Annotated in this window: 19 protein-coding genes and 1 pseudogene; 10 read left to right on the forward strand and 10 right to left on the reverse strand. The window is 61.7% G+C overall.

Features of this window, described 5'->3' with window-relative positions; genetic code table 11:
* Positions 1-80: 80 nt before the first annotated feature.
* A complete protein-coding gene (locus tag KGB20_RS01630; protein WP_150814639.1) occupies positions 81-977 on the reverse strand; it encodes a DMT family transporter in 897 nt (298 codons plus the stop codon).
* A gap of 89 nt (positions 978-1,066) precedes the next feature.
* Here KGB20_RS01630 and KGB20_RS01635 point away from each other — a divergent pair, with 89 nt between their 5' ends.
* Positions 1,067-2,398, forward strand: a complete 1,332-nt coding sequence (locus tag KGB20_RS01635) for a PLP-dependent aminotransferase family protein (RefSeq protein ID WP_154908922.1) — start codon at positions 1,067-1,069, stop codon at positions 2,396-2,398.
* Between the two features lie 91 nt (positions 2,399-2,489).
* Positions 2,490-3,077: a LysE family translocator gene (locus KGB20_RS01640; protein ID WP_154908923.1), complete on the forward strand. Its 588-nt coding sequence runs from the start codon at positions 2,490-2,492 to the stop codon at positions 3,075-3,077.
* A gap of 189 nt (positions 3,078-3,266) precedes the next feature.
* On the opposite strand, the gene KGB20_RS01645 is transcribed toward KGB20_RS01640, so the two are convergent.
* The 5 genes from KGB20_RS01645 to KGB20_RS01665 form a co-directional block, all read right to left on the reverse strand.
* Positions 3,267-4,100 carry an AraC family transcriptional regulator gene (locus tag KGB20_RS01645; protein ID WP_154908925.1) on the reverse strand — a complete coding sequence of 278 codons (834 nt, stop codon included), beginning with the start codon at positions 4,098-4,100 and terminating at the stop codon, positions 3,267-3,269.
* 33 nt (positions 4,101-4,133) lie between these two features.
* Positions 4,134-4,637: a VOC family protein gene (locus KGB20_RS01650; RefSeq protein WP_154908926.1), complete on the reverse strand. Its 504-nt coding sequence runs from the start codon at positions 4,635-4,637 to the stop codon at positions 4,134-4,136.
* A gap of 103 nt (positions 4,638-4,740) precedes the next feature.
* Entirely contained in the window at positions 4,741-7,230 is a 2,490-nt protein-coding gene (locus KGB20_RS01655) for a TonB-dependent siderophore receptor (RefSeq protein WP_154908927.1), read from the reverse strand.
* A gap of 99 nt (positions 7,231-7,329) precedes the next feature.
* Positions 7,330-8,313, reverse strand: a complete 984-nt coding sequence (locus KGB20_RS01660) for a FecR domain-containing protein (protein ID WP_154908928.1) — start codon at positions 8,311-8,313, stop codon at positions 7,330-7,332.
* Positions 8,310-8,834 (reverse strand): sigma-70 family RNA polymerase sigma factor, encoded by a 525-nt coding sequence (locus KGB20_RS01665; RefSeq protein WP_150814632.1) that lies wholly within the window; start codon positions 8,832-8,834, stop codon positions 8,310-8,312. Before KGB20_RS01665 ends, KGB20_RS01660 begins: the two co-directional genes overlap by 4 nt.
* 291 nt (positions 8,835-9,125) lie before the next feature.
* On the opposite strand from KGB20_RS01665, the gene KGB20_RS01670 reads away from it, so the two are divergent.
* From KGB20_RS01670 to KGB20_RS01695, 6 genes are all read left to right on the forward strand, one after another.
* Positions 9,126-9,374 (forward strand): transmembrane sensor/regulator PpyR, encoded by a 249-nt coding sequence (locus KGB20_RS01670; RefSeq protein ID WP_154908929.1) that lies wholly within the window; start codon positions 9,126-9,128, stop codon positions 9,372-9,374.
* A complete protein-coding gene (locus tag KGB20_RS01675; RefSeq protein ID WP_154908930.1) occupies positions 9,374-10,528 on the forward strand; it encodes an NnrS family protein in 1,155 nt (384 codons plus the stop codon). Before KGB20_RS01670 ends, KGB20_RS01675 begins: the two co-directional genes overlap by 1 nt.
* 230 nt (positions 10,529-10,758) lie before the next feature.
* On the forward strand, positions 10,759-11,214 hold the full coding sequence (locus KGB20_RS01680) for a (2Fe-2S)-binding protein (protein WP_057715045.1): 456 nt from the start codon (positions 10,759-10,761) through the stop codon (positions 11,212-11,214).
* A 25-nt stretch (positions 11,215-11,239) separates the two neighbouring features.
* Entirely contained in the window at positions 11,240-13,408 is a 2,169-nt protein-coding gene (locus tag KGB20_RS01685) for a xanthine dehydrogenase family protein molybdopterin-binding subunit (RefSeq protein WP_154908931.1), read from the forward strand.
* A 1-nt stretch (position 13,409) separates the two neighbouring features.
* On the forward strand, positions 13,410-13,991 hold the full coding sequence (locus KGB20_RS01690) for a hypothetical protein (RefSeq protein ID WP_154860122.1): 582 nt from the start codon (positions 13,410-13,412) through the stop codon (positions 13,989-13,991).
* A 74-nt stretch (positions 13,992-14,065) separates the two neighbouring features.
* Positions 14,066-14,647 (forward strand): GGDEF domain-containing protein, encoded by a 582-nt coding sequence (locus KGB20_RS01695; protein ID WP_154908932.1) that lies wholly within the window; start codon positions 14,066-14,068, stop codon positions 14,645-14,647.
* Between the two features lie 103 nt (positions 14,648-14,750).
* On the opposite strand, the gene KGB20_RS01700 is transcribed toward KGB20_RS01695, so the two are convergent.
* On the reverse strand, positions 14,751-15,176 hold the full coding sequence (locus tag KGB20_RS01700) for a VOC family protein (protein ID WP_150813870.1): 426 nt from the start codon (positions 15,174-15,176) through the stop codon (positions 14,751-14,753).
* A gap of 112 nt (positions 15,177-15,288) precedes the next feature.
* Here KGB20_RS01700 and KGB20_RS01705 point away from each other — a divergent pair, with 112 nt between their 5' ends.
* Positions 15,289-16,143 (forward strand): LysR family transcriptional regulator, encoded by an 855-nt coding sequence (locus KGB20_RS01705; protein ID WP_154908933.1) that lies wholly within the window; start codon positions 15,289-15,291, stop codon positions 16,141-16,143.
* 192 nt (positions 16,144-16,335) lie between these two features.
* Positions 16,336-16,626 (forward strand): annotated as a pseudogene (locus KGB20_RS01710) (LysR substrate-binding domain-containing protein); the annotation flags it as partial.
* Positions 16,627-16,804: 178 nt separating this feature from the next.
* Here the strand turns inward: KGB20_RS01710 and fabI are convergent.
* The 3 genes from fabI to KGB20_RS01725 form a co-directional block, all read right to left on the reverse strand.
* Positions 16,805-17,599 carry an enoyl-ACP reductase FabI gene (fabI, locus tag KGB20_RS01715; protein ID WP_057715039.1) on the reverse strand — a complete coding sequence of 265 codons (795 nt, stop codon included), beginning with the start codon at positions 17,597-17,599 and terminating at the stop codon, positions 16,805-16,807.
* A gap of 19 nt (positions 17,600-17,618) precedes the next feature.
* Entirely contained in the window at positions 17,619-19,229 is a 1,611-nt protein-coding gene (locus KGB20_RS01720) for an ABC transporter ATP-binding protein (protein WP_150813867.1), read from the reverse strand.
* Between the two features lies 1 nt (position 19,230).
* A partial coding sequence (locus KGB20_RS01725) for an ABC transporter permease (protein ID WP_223531834.1) occupies positions 19,231-19,900 on the reverse strand: 670 nt, incomplete at its 5' end.

Below are 19,900 nucleotides of genomic sequence, written 5' to 3' on the forward strand. Positions count from 1 at the left end.
GTAGCAAGAGCGCTATTTTTATCACGGCTCACCCTTGGCCAGACCCATACAGTCGTGGGCGCAAACCACCGTACACGGGGTTATCTGGCGAACTTTTTCGCCCCGGCGACGCAGAGGATCACGGCGACGGTGACACCCAGCATGCCGAGGCTGACATGCTCATGCAGCAGGGTGGCGGCCAGGGTCAGCCCGAAAAACGGCTGAAGCAGCTGCAATTGCCCGACGGCGGCGATGCCCCCTTGGGCCAGGCCGCGATACCAGAACACGAAACCGATCAGCATGCTGAACAGCGAGACGTAAGCCAGGCTGAACCAGGCCGGCGTGCTGATGCCGGTGAACGAAGCCGGCATGCGCATCCAGCTGAGCACGGCCACGACCGGCAGCGACAGCACCAGCGCCCAGCTAATCACCTGCCAGCCACCGAGGGTGCGCGACAGTTTCGCGCCTTCGGCATAACCCAGGCCGCAGGCGAGGATGGCCAGCAGCATCAGGATGTCGCCTTGAGGGGAGGCGGTCAGCCCTTGGGACAGGGCAAACCCGACCACCAGCAGGCTGCCCAGCACCGAGAAAATCCAGAACGCCGCCCTTGGTCGCTCGCCGCCGCGCAGAACGCCAAACACCGCTGTTGCCAGGGGCAGCAGGCCGACAAAGACAATGGAGTGCGCGGAAGTCACGTATTGCAGCGCCAGCGCGGTCAACAGGGGAAAGCCGATGACCACGCCCAGGGCGACGATCATCAATGGAATCAGTTGCTGGCGCGCCGGGCGTTTTTCCTTGAATAACCACAGCAGGCACAGCGCCAGGACCGCCGCGATGGTCGCGCGCGCAACCGTCAGGAACACGGGGTCAAACTCCAGCACCGCCACCCGTGTCGCCGGCAGCGAGCCGCTGAAGATCACCACGCCGATCAGGCCGTTGACCCAGCCGCTGGTGCTGTTTTCCAGCGTCCGGGGTTGCAGGTTCGAAGTCCGTTCCATTTGGCTCACGCTTATTGTCTGATTGCACGAAACTCATCCTATGAGCGACTATCGATACAATCAAAAAATTGTCATGGATACATCTCGACATGCCTCGATCCCGCTACAAGACTCTGGTAGATGCCTTTGCCGCCGACATCCGCTCCGGGCATCTGCCGCCCGGTACGCGCCTGCCGACTCACCGGCAACTGGCAACCGAGCACGGTCTGGCGCTGGTCACCGCCAGCCGGGTGTATGCCGAGCTGGAGGGTATGGGCCTGGTCAGCGGCGAAACCGGACGCGGGACCTTTGTCAGGGAAACCTCGCTGCCGCCGGGGCAGGGCATCTCGCAGCACGTGGTGGCGGCGGGGATGATCGACCTGAATTTCAACTACCCGTCATTACCCGGTCAGGCCGACCTGTTGCGCACTGCCTTGCGTCAACTGGCGTTATCCGGGGACCTTGAATCCCTCCTGCGCTATCAGCCTCACGCGGGACGCCTGCACGAACGGGCCTCCGTCGCGCGCCATCTGCTTGATCGAGGGCTGAGCGTGCCGGCTGAACAGGTGTTGATCGTCAGCGGCGCCCAGCATGGCCTGGCGGTGGCGATGATGTCGTTGCTCAAGCCTGGTGATGTGATCGCCGCCGATGCGCTGACCTATCCCGGTTTCAAGACGCTGGCCGAAACCCTGCATCTGGAAGTCTTGCCCATTCCGGTCACGGATACCGGGCCTGATCTGCCCGCACTGGAAAAACTCTGCCGCAGCCGGTCGGTACGGGCCGTGTACTCGATGCCGACCTTGCACAACCCTTTGGGCTGGGTGATGGACCTGGATCTGCGCGAGCAGTTGGTGGCGATTGCGCGCCGACATGACCTGACGATCATCGAGGACGCCGCCTACGCGTTCCTGGCTGAAAACGTACCGCCACCGTTGGCCGAGCTGGCGCCTGAGAGAACGGTGTACGTGTCCGGTCTGTCGAAGAATGTCGCCACCGGGCTGCGCGTCGGTTTCATCGCCGCACCGGCGCAATGGGTCGCAGCGTTCGAGCGCACGATCATGGCGACTACCTGGAACACTCCCGGCGTTGTGACCGCCATCGCCACGGCCTGGCTCGACGATGGCACCGTCAGCCAACTGGAATCGCAAAAGCGTGCAGACGCCCGGGCCCGGCAAGCCATGGCCCGCGAGATGCTGGCGGGGCTCAGGACCATCAGTCACCCCAATTCCTACTTCATCTGGCTGCCGTTGGCGGAGGACGCCCGGGCCGACCAGATCGCCATGGCACTGATGCGCGAGCAGGTGTCGGTGTCGCCGGCCGAGCCTTTTGCGATTTCGGCCAACGTGCCGCACGCGATACGCCTGGCGTTGGGTTCGGTGGACATGGACTCGTTGCGCACTGCCTTGAGCAAAGTGAAAAGCATCGTCAGCTATTACTCGTAGCGAGGCCGGGCAGGGTAGTTTTCTTCAATACGCGAGCCGGTGGGGTCTTTACCTTGAGGGCCTTGTTCAACTCGATGGAAGAAGGTGTGCAATGAGTCTGATGATGTCCATGGCAGCGTTTGCGCTGGTCGCGTCCATCACGCCGGGGCCGGTCAACATTGTGGCGTTGAGTTCCGGCGCGCGGTTTGGCTTCCGGGCCAGCCAGCGTCACGTGGCCGGGGCCACCCTGGGGTTTGTTTTGCTGTTGGTGCTGATGGGGCTGGGCCTGCATGAGTTGTTGCAACGATGGCCGGCACTGACGCAGGGGGTGCAATGGGCAGGCGTGGCGTTTCTGTTGTACATGGCCTTCAAGCTGGCGGCCGACAATGGGCAGGTGCAAGCCGGCGAATCGGCGCAGGCGCCGTCGATGCTGTATGGCGCCATCATGCAATGGCTCAACCCGAAAGCCTGGCTGGCCTGCGTGGCCGGCATGGGCGCGTTTGTCGCCGATGGCGAGGCACGCCTGGTTTGGCAATTCGCCGCGATTTACCTGGTGATCTGCTATGCGTCGGTCGGTTGCTGGGCGTATGCCGGGACATTTCTGCGCGGCTTCCTGAACAACCCGGCGGGGATGCGCCTGTTCAATCGCGCCATGGCGCTGCTGCTGGTGGTGAGCGCGGTGTACCTGTTGCTGCCGTAACGGCAGTCACTGCAGGTTTTGTGGCGAGCACTTTGTGGCGAGGGGGCTTGCCCCCGTTCGGCGGCGCAGCCGTCGTAAATCCTGCATGCAATGTATGTCTGAAAGAACGTCGGGGGCCGCTTCGCAGCCCAACGGGGGCAAGCCCCCTCGCCACAGGGGAGTCAGGCTCAAGAGCATCTTTGTGTTGCCTCAGCCCCGATACTGCCCCGGTGTCGCCGCCAGGTGTTGTTTGAATGCCCGTTGAAAATGCGCCTGATCGGCGAACCCCGCTTCCAGTGCCACGTCCGCAATCAGCTTGCCGCTGCGCAATTGATCCTGGGCGAACTGGATGCGCCGGTTCACCAGGAACGCGTGGGGCGTCATGCCGTAATGCTGTTTGAAGGCGCGGATCAGGTAGGACGGTGACAGTTGTGCCGCCTCGCATATGTCTTCGAGCCTGAGGGTTTGCGTGCAGTGGTCGCGGATGTAATCGGCAGCACGCTCCAGCTTGAAATTGGGTTCGCGCAGCGGCTGATCGACCGGGTTGAACCGGAGCTGAACCTCGGTAAAGAACTCCACGGCCACGCTGTGTTTGCGCAGCACGTCTTGCTGTGGATCGACCAGTACCTCATACAAGCCCGCGAGGCCGGCAAACAGGTTGGCGTCCCGGGTATGGGTCACTGAAAAGCGGCGAAACGCCGCGTCATCGCTGAACCCGAGCTGATGCTGCAAATCGGTCAGCCACGGCGTATCGACGTACAGCATCAGGTACGACCAGGGTTGGTCTTCGATCGGGTTGCAGGCGTGGACGTCACCGGGGTTCATCAGCACGACAGTGCCGACGCTGACCTCGAACGCCGACTGCTCATGGAGATAGGTGCTGCGCCCGGCGGTGATCGCTCCGATGGAAAAGTGCTCGTGGGCATGCCGTGTGTAGCAGACTTCGCGCCCGTCGGCGATGGAGCGGGCTTCGATGAAAGGCAGGGCATCATCGCGCCAGAAGCGCGGGGCCTTGTCGGCGTTCTTGGCAACGGCGTGCTTCATGCTCGCTCCTCGGCAGGTCAGTGCCCGAGTGTATTAGCTCTCGCCGTCAAAGGCTCGTTGCAGTTCGGCGATATCGAGTTTTTTCATCTGCATCATCGCCTGCATGGCTCGTTGGGATTTTTTCGTGTCCGGGTCTTTGATCATGTCCATCATCGCAACGGGGACGATCTGCCATGACAGCCCGAACTTGTCCTTGAGCCAGCCGCATTGCTGGGCCTCGGGCGCGCCGCCGGCCGACAGGCGGCCCCAGTAATGGTCGACTTCTTCCTGGGTCTGGCAATTGACCTGAAACGAAACCGCTTCACTGAACGTGAACATCGGCCCGCCGTTGAGACCGGTGAAGCTCTGCCCGTCGAGCTCGAAGCTGACGGTCATGACCGAACCTTCGGGCCGGCCGTGGAATTCGAATCCGGCGTGGCCGTAATGGGTGATGGCGGTGATTTTCGAATGGTCGAAGATCGAGCAATAGAACTTTGCCGCCTCTTCGGCCTGATCGTCGAACCACAGGCAGGGCGTGAGTTTTTGTACACGTTGCATGGCGGGCACTCCTCGGCAGGTTATGCATGCTGGATTACAGCGTAGCCAGCCTGAGTTCGTTCGGCAGTACCGTAGATCGCCAAACACCCGTTTCAGGCCACGATCAGAACGCCCATCGGGTGGTCAGTTGTACGGCGCGCGGTTCGCCATAAAACCCGGTGCCAAAGTTGCCAAGCCCGGTGTAGTAGGTTTTATCGAACAGGTTCTTCACGTTCAGTGTGGTGCTCAGGTGCTCGTTGAAGCGATAGCGCGCCATCGCGTCCACCAGGGCGTAACCGGGCTGGGTGATCGTCGTGTACTGGCCGAAGTTCACTGTATCGGCGGGGTCGGGACGGAACACATTGCCAAAGAATTCGCTTTGCCAGTTCACGCCTGCACCGACGGTGAGCCTGTCCCAGGGGCCAGGCAGGCGGTAGGTGCTGAATACTCGCACCACCTGTTCCGGTGCAGTGGTTTGCAGCACCGAACCGTAGACGTAATCACCCTTGGCATCGCGGGTGTGGTTATAGGTGTAGCCGGCCGACAGGTTCCAGCCGTCCCGCAACTCGCCGGCCAGTTCGATCTCGAAGCCTTTGGTGGTGGCGCCCTGGACGGCGCGGTACACCGACTCGGTATCAACGCCGCTGACATACTCGGCGATGTTGTCCTGTTCGATGCGGTACAGGGCGAACCTGGTGTTCAGGCGTCCATCGAAGTATTCAGCCTTGATGCCCGCTTCAAGACTTTTGCCTTGTACCGGATCGAGCAGTCGCCGGTTGGCGTCCTTGCTCATTTGCGGCTGATAGATGCTGGTGTAGCTGGTGTACACCGACCAGGTGTCGTCGAAATCATAGACAAGCCCGGCATAAGGCGTGACGACACCGCTCTGGCGATAGCTATCGCGCAGGTCGGCGGTGTGCGGGTCGCTGTAATCCAGGTCGTCGTGCCCCGAGAAGTCGCTGACACGCGTACCGAGGATCAGCGCCAGGTCATCGACGGGCTTGAGCCGGGTGGCCAGGTAGGCGCCGGTCTGGCGCTGGACAATGTCGTCGGTGCCCACCCGTGGGATCCCGGGTTTCGCAAACTCGCCGCGCCAGTCGAAGATGCTGCCGTCCACTGGCGGGTACACCGAACCGTACACCGGGATGTCCTGGCGCGTGTTCATTGACATGAAACCGACGATCAGTTCGTGATCGCCACCCCATAGGGTGAATGGACCGGTCAGGTTGACGTCGATGTTGTCCTGAACCTGATCGCCCTCGAACTTGCCCATATACATGAACATGCCGTTACCGCTGACCGGGTCCGGGTTGCCGCCACTGGCGGAGGCGAGGAAGGTATCGTGCTGGCGGTGTTTGCGGTCGTAACTGACCTTGAATGCCCAATCGTTGGTCAGTTGTTGCTGCACGGAGGCGAACACCGTCTGGTTGGTGAAGTCGCGACGGCTCCAGTCGGTGGCCGGGTTGAAGGAACGGGAGAAATCGGTGCGCGAGCCGTCGCTGTAGTACATCGGAAAACCGGTCCAGCTGGCGCCCCGGGAACGGGTGTCTTGCTGGTCGATACCGACGGTGACAAGGGTGTCCGGGGTCAAGTCGGCTTCGACAATGCCGTAGGCGATGTCCTTGGTGCTGCGGTAGTGATCGGCGTAGGCGCTGCGGTCCTGGTGGACCCCGACCAGACGCCCGCGGACATTTGCGCTGGCGCTCAGCGGGCCGGAAATATCGCCTTCGCTGCGATAGTTGTCCCAGGAGCCGACGGTGCCGGTGACCGAGGCTTTGAATGCCGGGGTCGGGCGCTTGCGAATCAGATTGACGGTTGCCGAGGGATCACCCGCCCCGGTCATCAGGCCGGTCGCGCCTTTGATGATCTCAACGCGGTCGTAGGGTGCCATGTCGGTGCTCGAGGTGCCGTAGTCGTAGACACCGTCGTAGTCGGTATTGACGCCGTTGTACTGGAAATTGGTGATCGGCAAGCCACGACTGGAAAACTCCCAGCGTTCGCTGTCGTAGTTTTGCACGCTGATGCCAGGAGTGCGGCGCAGGACATCGACAATGCTGGTGGCCCCCTGATCGTCCATGAGTTGGCGGGTGATGACCGTGACCGATTGCGGCGTTTCGCGCAGGGACAGCGCCAAGCCAGTGGCTGAAGACGTCGAGCCGACGGTGTAGGCGCGGGAGTCTTCGCTGATCGTCCCGGGTGCCTGCCCGGAAATGTTCGTCGCCCCCAGTTCCAGTGCATCTTGTGTCACGGCTGTGGCCTGCAGCACGTAGCTGCCGGTGCCCTGGCGTTGCGCTTGCAGGCCACTGCCTTGCAGCAGTCGTTGCAACGCTTGCTGCTGGCTGTAGACACCGTCAAGACCAGGGCTGCGTTTGCCGGCCGCGAGATCATTGTGTCCGGCGAGAAAAATCCCGGCCTGTTCGGCAAAGCGGTTGAGGACGCTCACCAGCGATCCGGCCGCGATGGTGTAATGGCGTGCCTGGCTGCCGGGTTGTTCGCTGTTGACGAGGGGGGCGGCTTGAGTCCGCGACACGTCCAGGCCCGGCAAGACAACCGCCAGAGCCAGCACCAGCGGATGCAAGGCGAAGCGGTTGCGGGTAACGGTGGCGCGCGACATGGGGTTCCCGGGAGTCGGATCAATCGGCAATCGAGGTGCTTGAAGGGTTAACCGGACGAAAAAGGCAAAAGGGAACCGGCGCGACAGAAAAAACCTTCATCAGGCTTTTGGGCCGACGTTGACCCACCAGTCCAGCGGCTTCTGCACCCGTACCGGCAATGCCGCTTCCAGCAGGCGCAAGGCCTGATCGGTGTCCTTGAGCGGGAACGAACCCATGACCGGCAGCCCGGCCACCGCCGGGTCGCAGCCCAGATGCCCGTGACGGTATTGGCTCAGCTCCTGGAGCAATTGGCCCAACGGCAGGTTGTCTGCCAGCAACAGGCCACGGCGCCAGGCTTCACGAGTCGCCGTGGCGGCGGTCGGTATCGGAATGTGGTTTTCGCTGAATGCCACTTGGCGTCCCGCTTCCACCACCTGAACCTGGCCTTGGGCAGTCCGGACTTCAACGGCGCCTTCGTAGACGTTGAGCACTGTCTGCCGATCCTCCTGGCGCACACTGAAGTGCGTGCCCAGCGCGCGCATCCGGCCCTGGGCGGTGTGCACCAGCAGCGGGCGGTGGCTGTCTTTGGCGGTATCGATCAACACCTCCCCAAGCCGCAACAGCAGCAGTCGTTGTGTGCTGTCGAACCGAACATTCAGCGCGCTCAACGCATTGAGCCAGATCTGGCTGCCATCGCTGAGCCGGGTTTCGCGGGTTTCGCCGGTGCCGGTGGAGAGGTCGGCGCGCCAGCGAACCAGGGTGGGCGCCAGGGCGGTTTCCTCCCAGGCACTCCACCCCAGCAAACCTCCCGACACCAGAACCAGCAGACCCTTCACGGTGTGGCGGCGACTGATGGCGGCACGTTCGGTGTTGCGCAGTACATGGCTGACCGCTTGCGGATGATCGTTCTGCAAGGCGGCAAAGCGCTGGCCAACCCGCTCGACATAATGCCAGGCAGCCTGATGCTCGCTACTTTGCGTCAGCCAGGCTTGCCAATGCTGGCGGTCTTGTTCCCCGGCCTGTTGGTCGTTGAGTTGGACATACCATTGCGCAGCTTGTTCGAGACTGGCATGGCTGATGGCGTTCGATGCGGTCTGTGTCATTGAATCAGCAGGCCATCGAGTTCTGCTTCGAGCATGGCGCAATGCATCAATGCCTGGGCCAGGTACTTCTTCACCATGCGCTCACACACGCCGATTTCTTCGGCGATGGCGCGGTAGGGCAACCCCTGCAACTGAGCCAACACGAACGCATCACGTACCCGTTGGGGCAAGCGTTGCAACATGGCGTCCACTTCATACAGGGTTTCGACGATGATCGCCCGCTGCTCTGGCGAAGGGTGAACGGCTTGGGGCTGCGCTGCGAGGGTGTCCAGCCAGGCCTGTTCAAGTTGCCGACGACGCCAGTGATCGATACACAAGCCTCGGGCGATGGTCGCCAGATACGAACGTTCGTGGGTTTCGCCGTCGAACACCTGAGGGCGCTTGAGCACACGGATGAAGGTGTCATGGGCCAGGTCGGCAGCATCAAACGCGTTGTTCAGACGCCGGCGCAGCAACGCGTGCAACCAGCGGTGATGCGTGGCGTAGAGGGTCTGGACGCAGGAGGAATCGGCAACCGTCATCGTGAGCGCATGTCCATGGGCGGTTCGCGTCCTTGTGTAAATAAGAATTGATCGCGATTAAAGCAAATGGCCCATGTCTGTGCAAATGATATTGGTTTGCTTTTAGGTTGGTTGAACAGTGTCTGGAGGACATTGTTGTCGTAATGACTCTTTATGTTGTCATAAGGACAATATCTGGGTTGAGTCAAATTGACTTCGTTGATCTGGAGGTGCCGGTTTACAAGGGCTCATGAGCTGGCACGGAACATGAAACATCAAACGTACAACTGAGCGGCTACAGGCGTACGGAAAATGTCCCATTTCTTCAGCAACCCTCAAAACGTTCTGCATCTCTCCAATCGCGTACTCGGCGTTGGCCTGGTCATGTTGCTCGCCGGAGTCTACGGCGCCTATTTCTACGCAGGGCACCTGTCGATTGTCGCCCTGGTGTCGATGCACGCCATGACCATCCTCGGCCCGACCCTGCTGAAAATCGGCTATGTCATGCGGCTGCTGTCGCAGTACGGGCTGAGCCAAACTCCGGCCAGAGTGGTGGCGTGATGCGTGGAATTGCTTCTGCACCTGTTTTCTCCCTCGGCTTTCGCCCGTTTTTTCTGGCGGGTGCCGGGTTCGCGGCCATCGCGGTGGCGGTCTGGGCGTTGTGGTTGTACGGTCGACTCCCCGGCGCACAACCAATGGGTGGCATGCTCGCCTGGCATCGCCATGAAATGCCGTTCGGTTTTACAGCGGCCATCATTGCCGGGTTTCTGTTGACGGCGGTACCTAACTGGACCGGCCGGCCAGGGCTCAATGGGTGGCCGCTGATCGGGCTGGTGCTGGTATGGCTGATCGCTCGGCTGGCCTGGTTGATGCCGATGCCCGCCATCCTGTTGCTGGCCTTGCAAGTGCCCTTTCTGCCGCTGCTGGCGTGTGTGCTGGGACGGGATTTGATCGCCGCCGGCAAGCGGGAAAATTATCCGGTTTTACTGATGGTCACGTTGTTGGCAGGCTGTCAGGCGCTGACGTTGCTGGGTATTTTCAATGAAGACGTGAATCTGCAGCGGCATGGCGTGCTGGCCGCTTTGTGGCTGGTGGGCGCGCTGATGAGCGTGATCGGCGGGCGGGTGATTCCGTTCTTCATCCAGCGCGGTTTGAACCGTCCCGCAACGCCTGCGGCTCATCCGTTGCCGGGCAAGGTGTTGCTGATCAGCGCGATGCTGGCGGCGGTGTCTTTTGCCGCCGGTTTGAATGACGCCCCACGTATGTGGCTGGCGCTGTTGTTTGCGTTGATCAGCGGTTTGCATCTGCTGCGATTGTGGCGCTGGCATGATCGCGGTCTGTGGCGCGTGCCGCTGCTGTGGTCGCTGTACTTGGCTTACACCTGGCTCGCGGTGGCGACGCTGGCCATGGCGCTGTGGCACCTGGGCTGGATGCCGCAGCAAAGCCTGGCCACCCATTCGCTGGCCGTCGGCGGCATCGGCGGGTTGGTTCTGGCGATGATCGCGCGGGTCAGCCTGGGGCACACCGGGCGGCCGTTGCTGCCCTCGAAAGTAATCGTTGTGGGATTTGCCCTGGTGCTGGTGGCGGGTGTGTCACGGGTGTTGCTGGTGCCGTTTTCCGGGTGGGGATTGGGAATGTCGGCGCTGCTTTGGTGTATGGCATTCGGGCTGTTTCTGTCGCGTTACACCGGTATTTTGTTCAGGCCGAGGGTGTAGGAGCGAAGCTTGCTCGCGACGGACGTCAACGATAACGCGCCCTGTCTGAATGACCGTGTTGTACTGACGTTTTTCGCGAGCAAGCTCGCTCCTACAGGTGACCGGTGGTCGATGCGCCTCGGCCTGCCGGCAAAATTGCGCTTAGCTGAAGGGTAACCCGAGGCGCGCACAGGTTTTACAAGGCCGCAGCGACGCCCCTTCAGATCACCCTGAGTCTGAGGAACCGCGCCATGCTGACCCTGAACATCAATGGCCAGGATCAGGAGCTGGATGTCCCCGCCGACATGCCGCTGCTCTGGGTCTTGCGCGATGTCGCGCACCTCACCGGCACCAAATTCGGCTGCGGCATCGCCCAATGCGGGGCCTGCACCGTGCACGTCGATGGCGCACCGCTGCGCTCGTGCATCACACCGGCCACGGCCGTGGCCCATGGGCAAAAGATTCTCACCATCGAAGGCCTTTCCGCGGATGGTTCGCACCCGGTCCAACAGGCCTGGGCGGAACTTGACGTGGTCCAGTGTGGCTACTGTCAGTCCGGGCAGATCATGTCGGCGGCCGCATTGCTGGCGAAAATTCCGAAACCGACCGACAGCGACATCGATCAGGCGCTGTCCGGGAACATCTGCCGTTGCGGCACTTACCCGAGGATCCGCGCGGCGGTCAAACGCGCCGCCGAGCTGGGTTGAGGCCGGGTTGAAGGGAGCTTGCGCCATGAACAGCATCAACGCGTTATCGCGTCGTGGTTTTCTCAAGGGCAGTGCCATGCTGGGCGGCGGGCTGGTGGTCGCGTTTGCCATGCCCGGTGCCCACCGTTTCGCCATGGGCGCGGAAAACCAGGGCAACGTGTTTGCGCCCAATGCCTTCCTGCGTATTGGCAACGACAACAGTGTCACCGTATTGCTGGGGCACTCGGAAATGGGCCAGGGCATCTGGACCGGCCTGACCATGCTGATCGCCGAAGAACTGGACGCCGACTGGACGAAAATCCGCGTCGAGCATGCACCGGCTTCGGCCGCCGATTACGGCCTGCCTGGTTTTGGCGGGATGCAAATCACCGGCGGCTCGACCTCGACCTGGATGGAGTTCGACCGCTATCGCCAGGCCGGCGCGGCGGCGCGCTTGATGTTGATCGACGCAGCGGCCAAGCGTTTCAACGTCGCGCCGTCCGAGATTCATACCGAGTCGGGGGTGGTCATAGCCGGTGAGCACCGTGCCACCTACGGCGAACTGGCCGATGACGCCGGGCAATTGCCACGGCCAGACCCGGCCTCGATCAAACTCAAGGACGCAAAGGACTGGAAGCTGATCGGCAAACCCACCCAACGTCTGGACACTCCGGAAAAAATCACCGGCCGGGCGAAGTTCGGCATGGACGTGCAGTTTGACGGGCTGATGACTGCGATGGTTGCCCGTTCGCCCACCTTCGGCGGCAGCGTCAAATCCTTTGAAGGCGCCGAAGCGCTGGCGATTCCGGGTGTGCACAAAGTGGTGCAAGTGCCGACCGGCATCGCGGTGATTGCCGATCATTTTTGGGCGGCGAAGCTGGGGCGCGATGCGCTGAAAGTCGAGTGGAATCCGGGGCCGAACGCCGGGCTCGACAGCCAGGCGTTGCTGGAGAACTTCCGCAAACTCGCCACCACCCCCGGCCTGAACGCAGGCCAGGCGGGGGATACCCAGGCTGCGCTGGCGAAAGCGGCCAAGAAGATCGACGTTGAATACAGCGTGCCTTATCTGGCACACGCGCCGATGGAGCCACTGAACTGCACGGTGAGCATCACAAAGGACAAATGCGAAATCTGGACTGGCACCCAGTTCCAGACCCTGGACCAAATGGTCGCGGGGAAAATTACCGGGCTCAAACCCGAACAGGTGGTGATCCATACCGAGTTTCTCGGTGGCGGCTTCGGGCGCCGGGCCAATCCGACGTCGGATTTCGTCAGCGAAGCGGTGTATGTCGCCAAGGCTGCCGGTGCACCAGTGAAAACCGTGTGGGCGCGGGAGGACGACATCCGCGGCGGCTATTACCGCTCGGCGTTCCTGCACCATGCGCGTATCGGGCTGGGCGCTGACGGCATGCCGCTGGCCTGGAAACATGTGATGGTCGGGCAGTCGATCATGGCCGGGACCTCACTTGAAGCGACCATGGTCAAGGACGGGATCGACAAGACCTCCGTCGAAGGCGTGGTCGATAGCCCTTACATCGAAGGACTGGCCAACCACCAGATAGAACTGCACTCACCGACAACCGGCATCAGCGTGTTGTGGCTGCGTTCGGTGGGTCACACCCACACCGCGTTTGTCATGGAGTCGCTGATCGATGAACTGGCCACGGCGGCCGGCAAGGATCCGGTGGAGTATCGGCGCACCTTGCTCAAGGACCATCCGCGCCATCTCGGTGTGCTGAACCTCGCGGTGGAGAAGGCCAACTGGAAGGCGCCACTGCCGGACGGCCATGCCTTGGGTGTGGCGGTGCATGAGTCGTTCGGCAGCTACGTGGCCCAGGTGGCCGAGGTGTCCCAGGACAACCTCGCCATCCGCGTGCACCGGGTGGTGTGCGCGGTGGATTGCGGCATTGCGGTAAACCCCCAGAGCATCGCCGCGCAGATGGAGTCGTGCATTACCTTTGGCCTCAGCTTCGCCTTGCACAGCAAGCTGACACTCAAGGACGGGCAGGTGGTGCAGTCCAACTATCACGACTATCGGGTGCTGCGGCTCAACGAAATGCCGGTGGTCGAAGTGCATATCGTGCCCAGCAGCGACAAACCCGGTGGTATCGGCGAAGCCGGTGTGCCACCCATGGCGCCAGCGGTGGCCAACGCGGTGTTTGCCCTGACCGGGCAGCGCCTGCGGGAGCTGCCCTTGCAGCTGGCGGGGGTGTGAGATGAAACGACATCACTGGTTGCTTGGGGCGGTGATCCTGGTCTGTCTCATCGCCTACGCATCGCACGTGTTCGCCGATGACCGTGAGGCCTTGCAGGCGTTCGACACCGTGCAGAAGGTCTTCCAGAGCCCCCGTTGCCAGAACTGCCATATTCCTGGGGATTCGCCGCTGCAATTCGATGCCGGCTTGCCCCACGCCATGAATGTCGTGCGTGGCATGGACGGCAAGGGTTCGGCCGGGTTGCCCTGTGCAACCTGCCATGCGCAAAGCAATCCGCCGGCCAGTTACGGCCCCCACGCACCACCGGGTGCGCCGCACTGGAGTTTGCCACCGGCCGCGCACCGCATGGCCTGGATCGGCCTGCCAGCCGACCGGCTGTGCGCGATGATCAAGGATCGTTCCAGCAACGGCGATCGGGATTTTGCCGCGCTGATCAAGCACGTCAGCGACGACAAGCTGGTGCTGTGGGGCTGGAACCCCGGCGGCAATCGCGCGCCGGTACCGGTGCCCCACGATATTTTCGTCGCCCGGTTCAAGCGCTGGGCCGATGCGGGAGGACCGTGCCCGGTGGCAGGTAGCTGACCAGCGGCACGCTTACAGGGAGTCAATGTGGGTACGGGCGACTCTAACGTACATACCCGCCAAGGGAGTGAACGATGTTGATCTCAGGCAAAACAGGCAAATCGGGCCGATCAGCCAACCCGTTGCGCACGCCACAGCAAGAACGTGAACGGTTGCGCGAACTGGCTCGCCAGGCCGAACAAGAACTGGCAGGGGTGCAGATGGCGAGCATGGACGAGCTGACGCTGCTGTCCAATCGCCATGGTTTTACCGCATTGGCCCAACTCGGGCTGGATGCCTGCCAACAACTGGAGACGCCAGCGACACTGCTGTACTTCAGCCTCGATGAATTCAAGCTCATCTGCTATCTGTATGGCCGTGCCAAAGGTGACGATGCGCTCAAGACGTTCGCCGATGTCCTGCGGATCGGCTTTCGTGAAAACGATGTGGTCGGCCGACTCGACGGCGACCGGTTCGTGGCGCTGCTGACCGGGTCCAGTGCCGTTGAGATTGAGGCGATCAAGGTGCGACTCAATGAGATACTCGATGAGCGCAACGCCACGGCGCGTCGCAGTTATCACATTCGGTTCAGCGTGACCCAGGTCGAATACAACCCCACTGTTCATGACTCAATCGAGGAACTGCTGGAGGAGGCCGAGCGTGTGATGAGCCGTTAGGGCGGTGTTGCATTAGCGGGCCTCTTCGCGAGCAGGATTTATGAACGCCACAAATCCACTGTGGGAGCGAGCTTGCTCGCGATGGCGTCCCGACAGGCAACGCCTACTTGGCAAACAACTGCCCAATATCCTTGAACGCCTTGAACTCCAGCGCATTCCCGCAAGGATCAAGCAGAAACATCGTCGCCTGTTCACCCACCAGCCCCTGAAAACGAATCCCCGGCTCGATCACGAAGCGTGTCTCCAGCGACTTCAGCCGCTCGGCCAGCGCCTCCCACTCGGCCATCCCGAGCACCACGCCAAAATGCGGCACCGGCACATCGTGACCATCCACGGCATTGGTGTGCGCGGCTTCTTGCGTAGGGTTTTTCGGCGCCAGGTGAATCACCAGTTGATGGCCGAAAAAATTGAAATCCACCCAATGCTCGCTTGAGCGGCCTTCCTCCAGGCCAAACACTGAACCATAGAAATGTCGGGCGGCCGGCAAGTCGTAGACCGGAATGGCCAGGTGAAAAGGGGACAGTTGCATCAGGCGAACCTCGGTGTGGGTGGGAATGTGTCGAGTTTAGCCCTGTGCTTTTTGATTGAAAGACGATAATTTTTGCGTCGAGCTCAAATTATTTCGATCAATCGAGGCCTCCATGCTGCGCGAACTGAAAACCTTTATCGCGGTGGCGCGTTACGGCACGTTCGCGGCAGCGGGCATGCACATTGGCCTGACGCAATCGGCGGTCAGCGCGCAGATTCGCAACCTGGAACAAGCCCTTGGCATCCGTCTGTTCGACCGCACCGGCCGCCAGGCGCTGCTCAACGCGGCGGGGCAGCGTGCGTTGCCGATGGCCAGGGAAATGCTCGAAACCTTCAGCCGCATGGCCGTCAGCGACGATGTCAGCGAGTACCGGGGCGAACTGAGAATCGGCGCGGTGGCGACCGCTCAGACCGGGCTGCTGCCCCAGGCGCTGCTGCGCTTGCGCCAACAGGCGCCCTTGCTGGAGCCCAAGCTGGTGCCCGGTGTGTCACTGAACCTGCTGAGTCAGGTCGACACGGGAGAAGTGGACCTGGCGATCCTGATCAAGCCGCCGTTTGAGTTGCCCAAGGAATTGTCTGCGCAGGTCATTCGCCGGGAACCGTTCGTGCTGATCGTACCGGCGGACCTGGACGGCGATGATCCGCTGCAACTGCTCGCCGAGCACCCTCATGTGCGCTACGACCGCAATTCGTTTGGCGGGCGGCTGGTGACGCGGTTTCTGCGCGAACGGCAGATCGAGGTGCACGTGGCGCTGGAGCTGGATGAACTGGAGGCCATTGTCAAAATGGTCGAGTGTGGCTTGGGGGTTTCGTTGTTGCCGGAGGCGGGGCTGTGGCTTGAGCATGGGGCCGGGGTGCGGATCGTTCCGCTGGGCGAACTGACTTTCCATCGGGAGATCGTGCTGTTGCAGCGCTATAGCCAGCGGATGCAGCCGATTCAGCAGTTGTTTGCGCAATGCCTGACATAACACTAACCCTGTGGGAGCGGGCTTGCTCGCGAAGACGGCTTCAGATTCAGCATTGATGTTGGCTGGCACACCGCTTTCGCGAGCAAGCCCGCTCCCACAGGGGGGCTGTGTTTGTCCGGGAAAACGCAGGCATAAAAAACCCGCCAAAAGCGGCGGGTTTTTTTTGGCTGACCGAAGATTACTCTTCGATGCTACGACCGCAATTCGTTTGGCGGGCGGCTGGTGACGCGGTTTCTGCGCGAACGGCATATCGAGGTGCACGTGGCGCTGGAGCTGGATGAACTGGAAGCCATTGTCAAAATGGTCGAGTGTGGGTTGGGGGTTTCGTTGTTGCCGGAGGCCGGGTTATGGCTTGAGCATGGGGCCGGGGTGCGGATCGTTCCGCTGGGCGAACTGACTTTCCATCGGGAGATCGTGCTGTTGCAGCGCTATAGCCAGCGGATGCAGCCGATTCAGCAGTTGTTTGCGCAATGCCTGACATAACACTAACCCTGTGGGAGCGGGCTTGCTCGCGAAGACGGCTTCAGATTCAGCATTGATGTTGACTGGCACACCGCTTTCGCGAGCAAGCTCGCTCCCACAGGGGGGCTGTGTTTGTCCGGGAAATCGCAGGCATAAAAAACCCGCCAAAAGCGGCGGGTTTTTTTTGGCTGACCGAAGATTACTCTTCGATGCTGCCCATGGCCGTGGTGTTGAAGCCACCGTCCACGTACATGATTTCACCGCTGATGCCGGACGCCAGGTCCGAGCACAGGAAGGCGCCGGCGTTGCCGACTTCTTCGATGGTGACGTTGCGGCGCAGCGGGGTTTGCGCTTCGTTGGCGGCCAGCATCTTGCGGAAGTTCTTGATGCCGGAAGCGGCGAGGGTGCGGATGGGACCTGCCGATACGCAGTTGACGCGAGTACCGTCCGGGCCCAGGGAGCCGGCCAGGTAACGTACGCCAGCTTCCAGGGAAGCCTTGGCCATGCCCATGACGTTGTAGTTCGGCATGGTGCGCTCGGCGCCCAGGTACGACAGGGTCAGCAGGCTGCCGTTGCGGCCTTTCATCATTTCGCGGCCAGCCTTGGCCAGGGCCACGAAGCTGTAGGCGCTGATGTCGTGGGAGATGCGGAAACCTTCGCGGGTGGTGGCTTCGGTGAAGTCGCCGTCCAGTTGGTCGCCCGGGGCGAAGCCGACGGAGTGCACGATGCAGTCCAGGCCGTCCCACTTCTTGCTCAGCTCTTCGAAGACCTTGGCGATTTCTTCATCGCTGGCCACATCGCACGGGAAGCACAGCTCAGGGCTCGAACCCCAGCCTTGTGCGAACTCTTCGACACGACCCTTGAGTTTGTCGTTCTGATAAGTGAAGGCAAGCTCAGCGCCCTCGCGATGCATGGCGGCAGCGATGCCGGATGCGATGGACAGCTTGCTGGCGACACCGACGATCAGTACGCGCTTACCGGCGAGAAAACCCATGTGTTGCTCCTCTTTCAGGTTATTGCGCAGTGGCCGGAGCCAAAAAAGCGGCTTCCAGCAACTGCTGTGTATACGGATGTTGGGGGGCGGCAAAAATGCTTTGCGCGTCTCCCTGTTCGACCACTTGGCCATGCTTGACCACCATCAACTGGTGGCTCAGCGCTTTCACCACAGCCAGGTCATGGCTGATAAACAGATACGTCAGGTTGTACTTGGTTTGCAGTGAACGCAAAAGCTCCACTACCTGGCGTTGTACCGTGCGGTCGAGGGCCGAAGTCGGCTCGTCCAGCAAAATCAACGCCGGTTTTAACACCAATGCCCGGGCAATGGCGATTCTCTGCCGTTGCCCGCCGGAAAATTCGTGGGGGTAGCGGTGCCGGGTTTCCGGATCCAGACCTACCTCCTTGAGTGCTGCAATGATCGCTTGTTCCTGTTCCGCCTCGGTGCCCATCTTGTGGATCCGCAGGCCTTCGCCAACGATCTGGCTCACGCACATCCGCGGGCTCAGGCTGCCGAACGGGTCCTGAAACACCACTTGCATCTCCCGTCGCAGCGGCCTGACCTGTTGCTGCGTCAGGCAGTCTAGCTGCTGGCCTTCAAAGCGGATGGCGCCCTTGCTGGCGATCAACCGCAAAATCGCCAGGCCCAGGGTCGATTTGCCGGAACCGCTTTCTCCCACTATCCCCAGGGTCTGGCCCTGGGGCAGGCTGAAATTGATGCCGTCGACCGCCTTGACGTAATCCACCGTGCGCTTGAGCAGGCCTTTCTTGATCGGAAACCAGACTTTGAGGTCCTCGACCGCCAGCAAGGGCGGGCCGATCACGTTGCTTGCAGGCTTGCCGCCGGGCTCCGCTGCCAGCAGTTCCCGAGTGTACGGATGCTGCGGCGCGCGGAACAGTTCTTCGCACGATGCCTGTTCGACGATGCAACCTTGCTGCATGACACATACGCGGTGCGCAATTCTTCGCACAAGGTTCAAATCATGGCTGATCAGCAGCAAGGCCATGCCCAATCGGGCCTGCAATTCCTTGAGCAATTCGAGGATTTTCAGCTGAACGGTCACGTCCAGCGCGGTGGTCGGCTCGTCGGCGATCAGCAGTTCCGGCTCGTTGGCCAGGGCCATGGCGATCATCACCCGCTGACGCTGGCCGCCGGACAATTCGTGGGGCAGGGCCTTGAGTCGCTTGTGCGGCTCGGGGATGCCGACCATCTCCAGCAGCTCCAGGGTGCGTTTGGTCGCGACCTTTCCGGTCAGGCCCTTGTGGATGCCCAGCACTTCGTTGATCTGTTTCTCGATCGAGTGCAGGGGATTGAGCGAGGTCATCGGCTCCTGGAAAATCATCGCAATCCGGTTGCCGCGAATGTGGCGGATGGTTTTTTCTTTCAGGTCCAGCAGGTTCTGCCCGGAATACAAGATGGTGCCGGACGGATGCCGGGCGAGCGGGTAGGGCAGCAGGCGCAGGATCGAGTGTGCGGTGACCGATTTGCCGGAACCGCTCTCGCCGACCAACGCCAGGGTTTCACCGCGCTTGATGTCGAAGCTGACGCCTTCGATCGCTCGCTGGCAGCGATTGCCGACGACAAAATTGACGGACAGGTCGCGCACTTCGATCAGATTGTGTTGATTCATTTCACTTCCTCGGGTCGAAGGCATCGCGAGCGGACTCGCCGATGAACACCAGCAGACTCAACATCAAGGCCAGCACGGCGAAGGCGCTGATGCCCAGCCACGGCGCCTGCAGGTTGGATTTGCCCTGGGCCACCAGTTCACCCAGGGACGGGCTGCCCGCCGGCAAGCCGAAGCCGAGGAAGTCCAGGGCGGTCAGCGTACCGATGGCGCCGGTGAGGATGAACGGCATGAAGGTCATGGTCGAGACCATCGCGTTGGGCAGGATGTGACGGAACATGATCGCGCCGTTTTGCATGCCCAGGGCGCGCGCGGCGCGCACGTATTCCAGGTTGCGCCCACGCAGGAATTCGGCGCGCACTACGTCCACCAGGCTCATCCACGAGAACAGCAGCATGATCCCCAGCAACCACCAGAAGTTGGGCTGCACGAAACTGGCGAGGATGATCAGCAGGTACAGCACCGGCAATCCGGACCAGATTTCCAGGAAGCGCTGCCCGGCCAGATCCACCCAGCCGCCGTAGAAACCCTGCAAGGCTCCGGCGATCACGCCGATGATCGAGCTGAGCACGGTCAGGGTCAGGGCGAACAGCACCGAAATGCGGAAACCGTAGATCACCCGGGCCAGCACGTCGCGGCCCTGATCGTCGGTGCCCAGCAGGTTGTCCGTCGAG

It is taken from the genome of Pseudomonas sp. BF-R-30 (assembly GCF_019956175.1).
Taxonomy (GTDB): Bacteria; Pseudomonadota; Gammaproteobacteria; order Pseudomonadales; family Pseudomonadaceae; genus Aquipseudomonas; species Aquipseudomonas jessenii.

Coding starts and splice junctions, on each gene's coding strand:
- KGB20_RS01680 (WP_057715045.1), top strand. CDS start 10,759: ATGCTGACCCTGAACATCAATGGCCAGGATCAGGAGCTGGATGTCCCC.
- KGB20_RS01670 (WP_154908929.1), top strand. CDS start 9,126: ATGTCCCATTTCTTCAGCAACCCTCAAAACGTTCTGCATCTCTCCAAT.
- KGB20_RS01675 (WP_154908930.1), top strand. CDS start 9,374: ATGCGTGGAATTGCTTCTGCACCTGTTTTCTCCCTCGGCTTTCGCCCG.
- KGB20_RS01700 (WP_150813870.1), bottom strand. CDS start 15,176: ATGCAACTGTCCCCTTTTCACCTGGCCATTCCGGTCTACGACTTGCCG.
- KGB20_RS01720 (WP_150813867.1), bottom strand. CDS start 19,229: ATGAATCAACACAATCTGATCGAAGTGCGCGACCTGTCCGTCAATTTT.
- KGB20_RS01645 (WP_154908925.1), bottom strand. CDS start 4,100: ATGAAGCACGCCGTTGCCAAGAACGCCGACAAGGCCCCGCGCTTCTGG.
- KGB20_RS01695 (WP_154908932.1), top strand. CDS start 14,066: ATGTTGATCTCAGGCAAAACAGGCAAATCGGGCCGATCAGCCAACCCG.
- KGB20_RS01690 (WP_154860122.1), top strand. CDS start 13,410: ATGAAACGACATCACTGGTTGCTTGGGGCGGTGATCCTGGTCTGTCTC.
- KGB20_RS01660 (WP_154908928.1), bottom strand. CDS start 8,313: ATGACACAGACCGCATCGAACGCCATCAGCCATGCCAGTCTCGAACAA.
- KGB20_RS01685 (WP_154908931.1), top strand. CDS start 11,240: ATGAACAGCATCAACGCGTTATCGCGTCGTGGTTTTCTCAAGGGCAGT.
- KGB20_RS01635 (WP_154908922.1), top strand. CDS start 1,067: ATGCCTCGATCCCGCTACAAGACTCTGGTAGATGCCTTTGCCGCCGAC.
- KGB20_RS01640 (WP_154908923.1), top strand. CDS start 2,490: ATGAGTCTGATGATGTCCATGGCAGCGTTTGCGCTGGTCGCGTCCATC.
- KGB20_RS01630 (WP_150814639.1), bottom strand. CDS start 977: ATGGAACGGACTTCGAACCTGCAACCCCGGACGCTGGAAAACAGCACC.
- KGB20_RS01655 (WP_154908927.1), bottom strand. CDS start 7,230: ATGTCGCGCGCCACCGTTACCCGCAACCGCTTCGCCTTGCATCCGCTG.
- KGB20_RS01705 (WP_154908933.1), top strand. CDS start 15,289: ATGCTGCGCGAACTGAAAACCTTTATCGCGGTGGCGCGTTACGGCACG.
- KGB20_RS01650 (WP_154908926.1), bottom strand. CDS start 4,637: ATGCAACGTGTACAAAAACTCACGCCCTGCCTGTGGTTCGACGATCAG.
- KGB20_RS01665 (WP_150814632.1), bottom strand. CDS start 8,834: ATGACGGTTGCCGATTCCTCCTGCGTCCAGACCCTCTACGCCACGCAT.
- fabI (WP_057715039.1), bottom strand. CDS start 17,599: ATGGGTTTTCTCGCCGGTAAGCGCGTACTGATCGTCGGTGTCGCCAGC.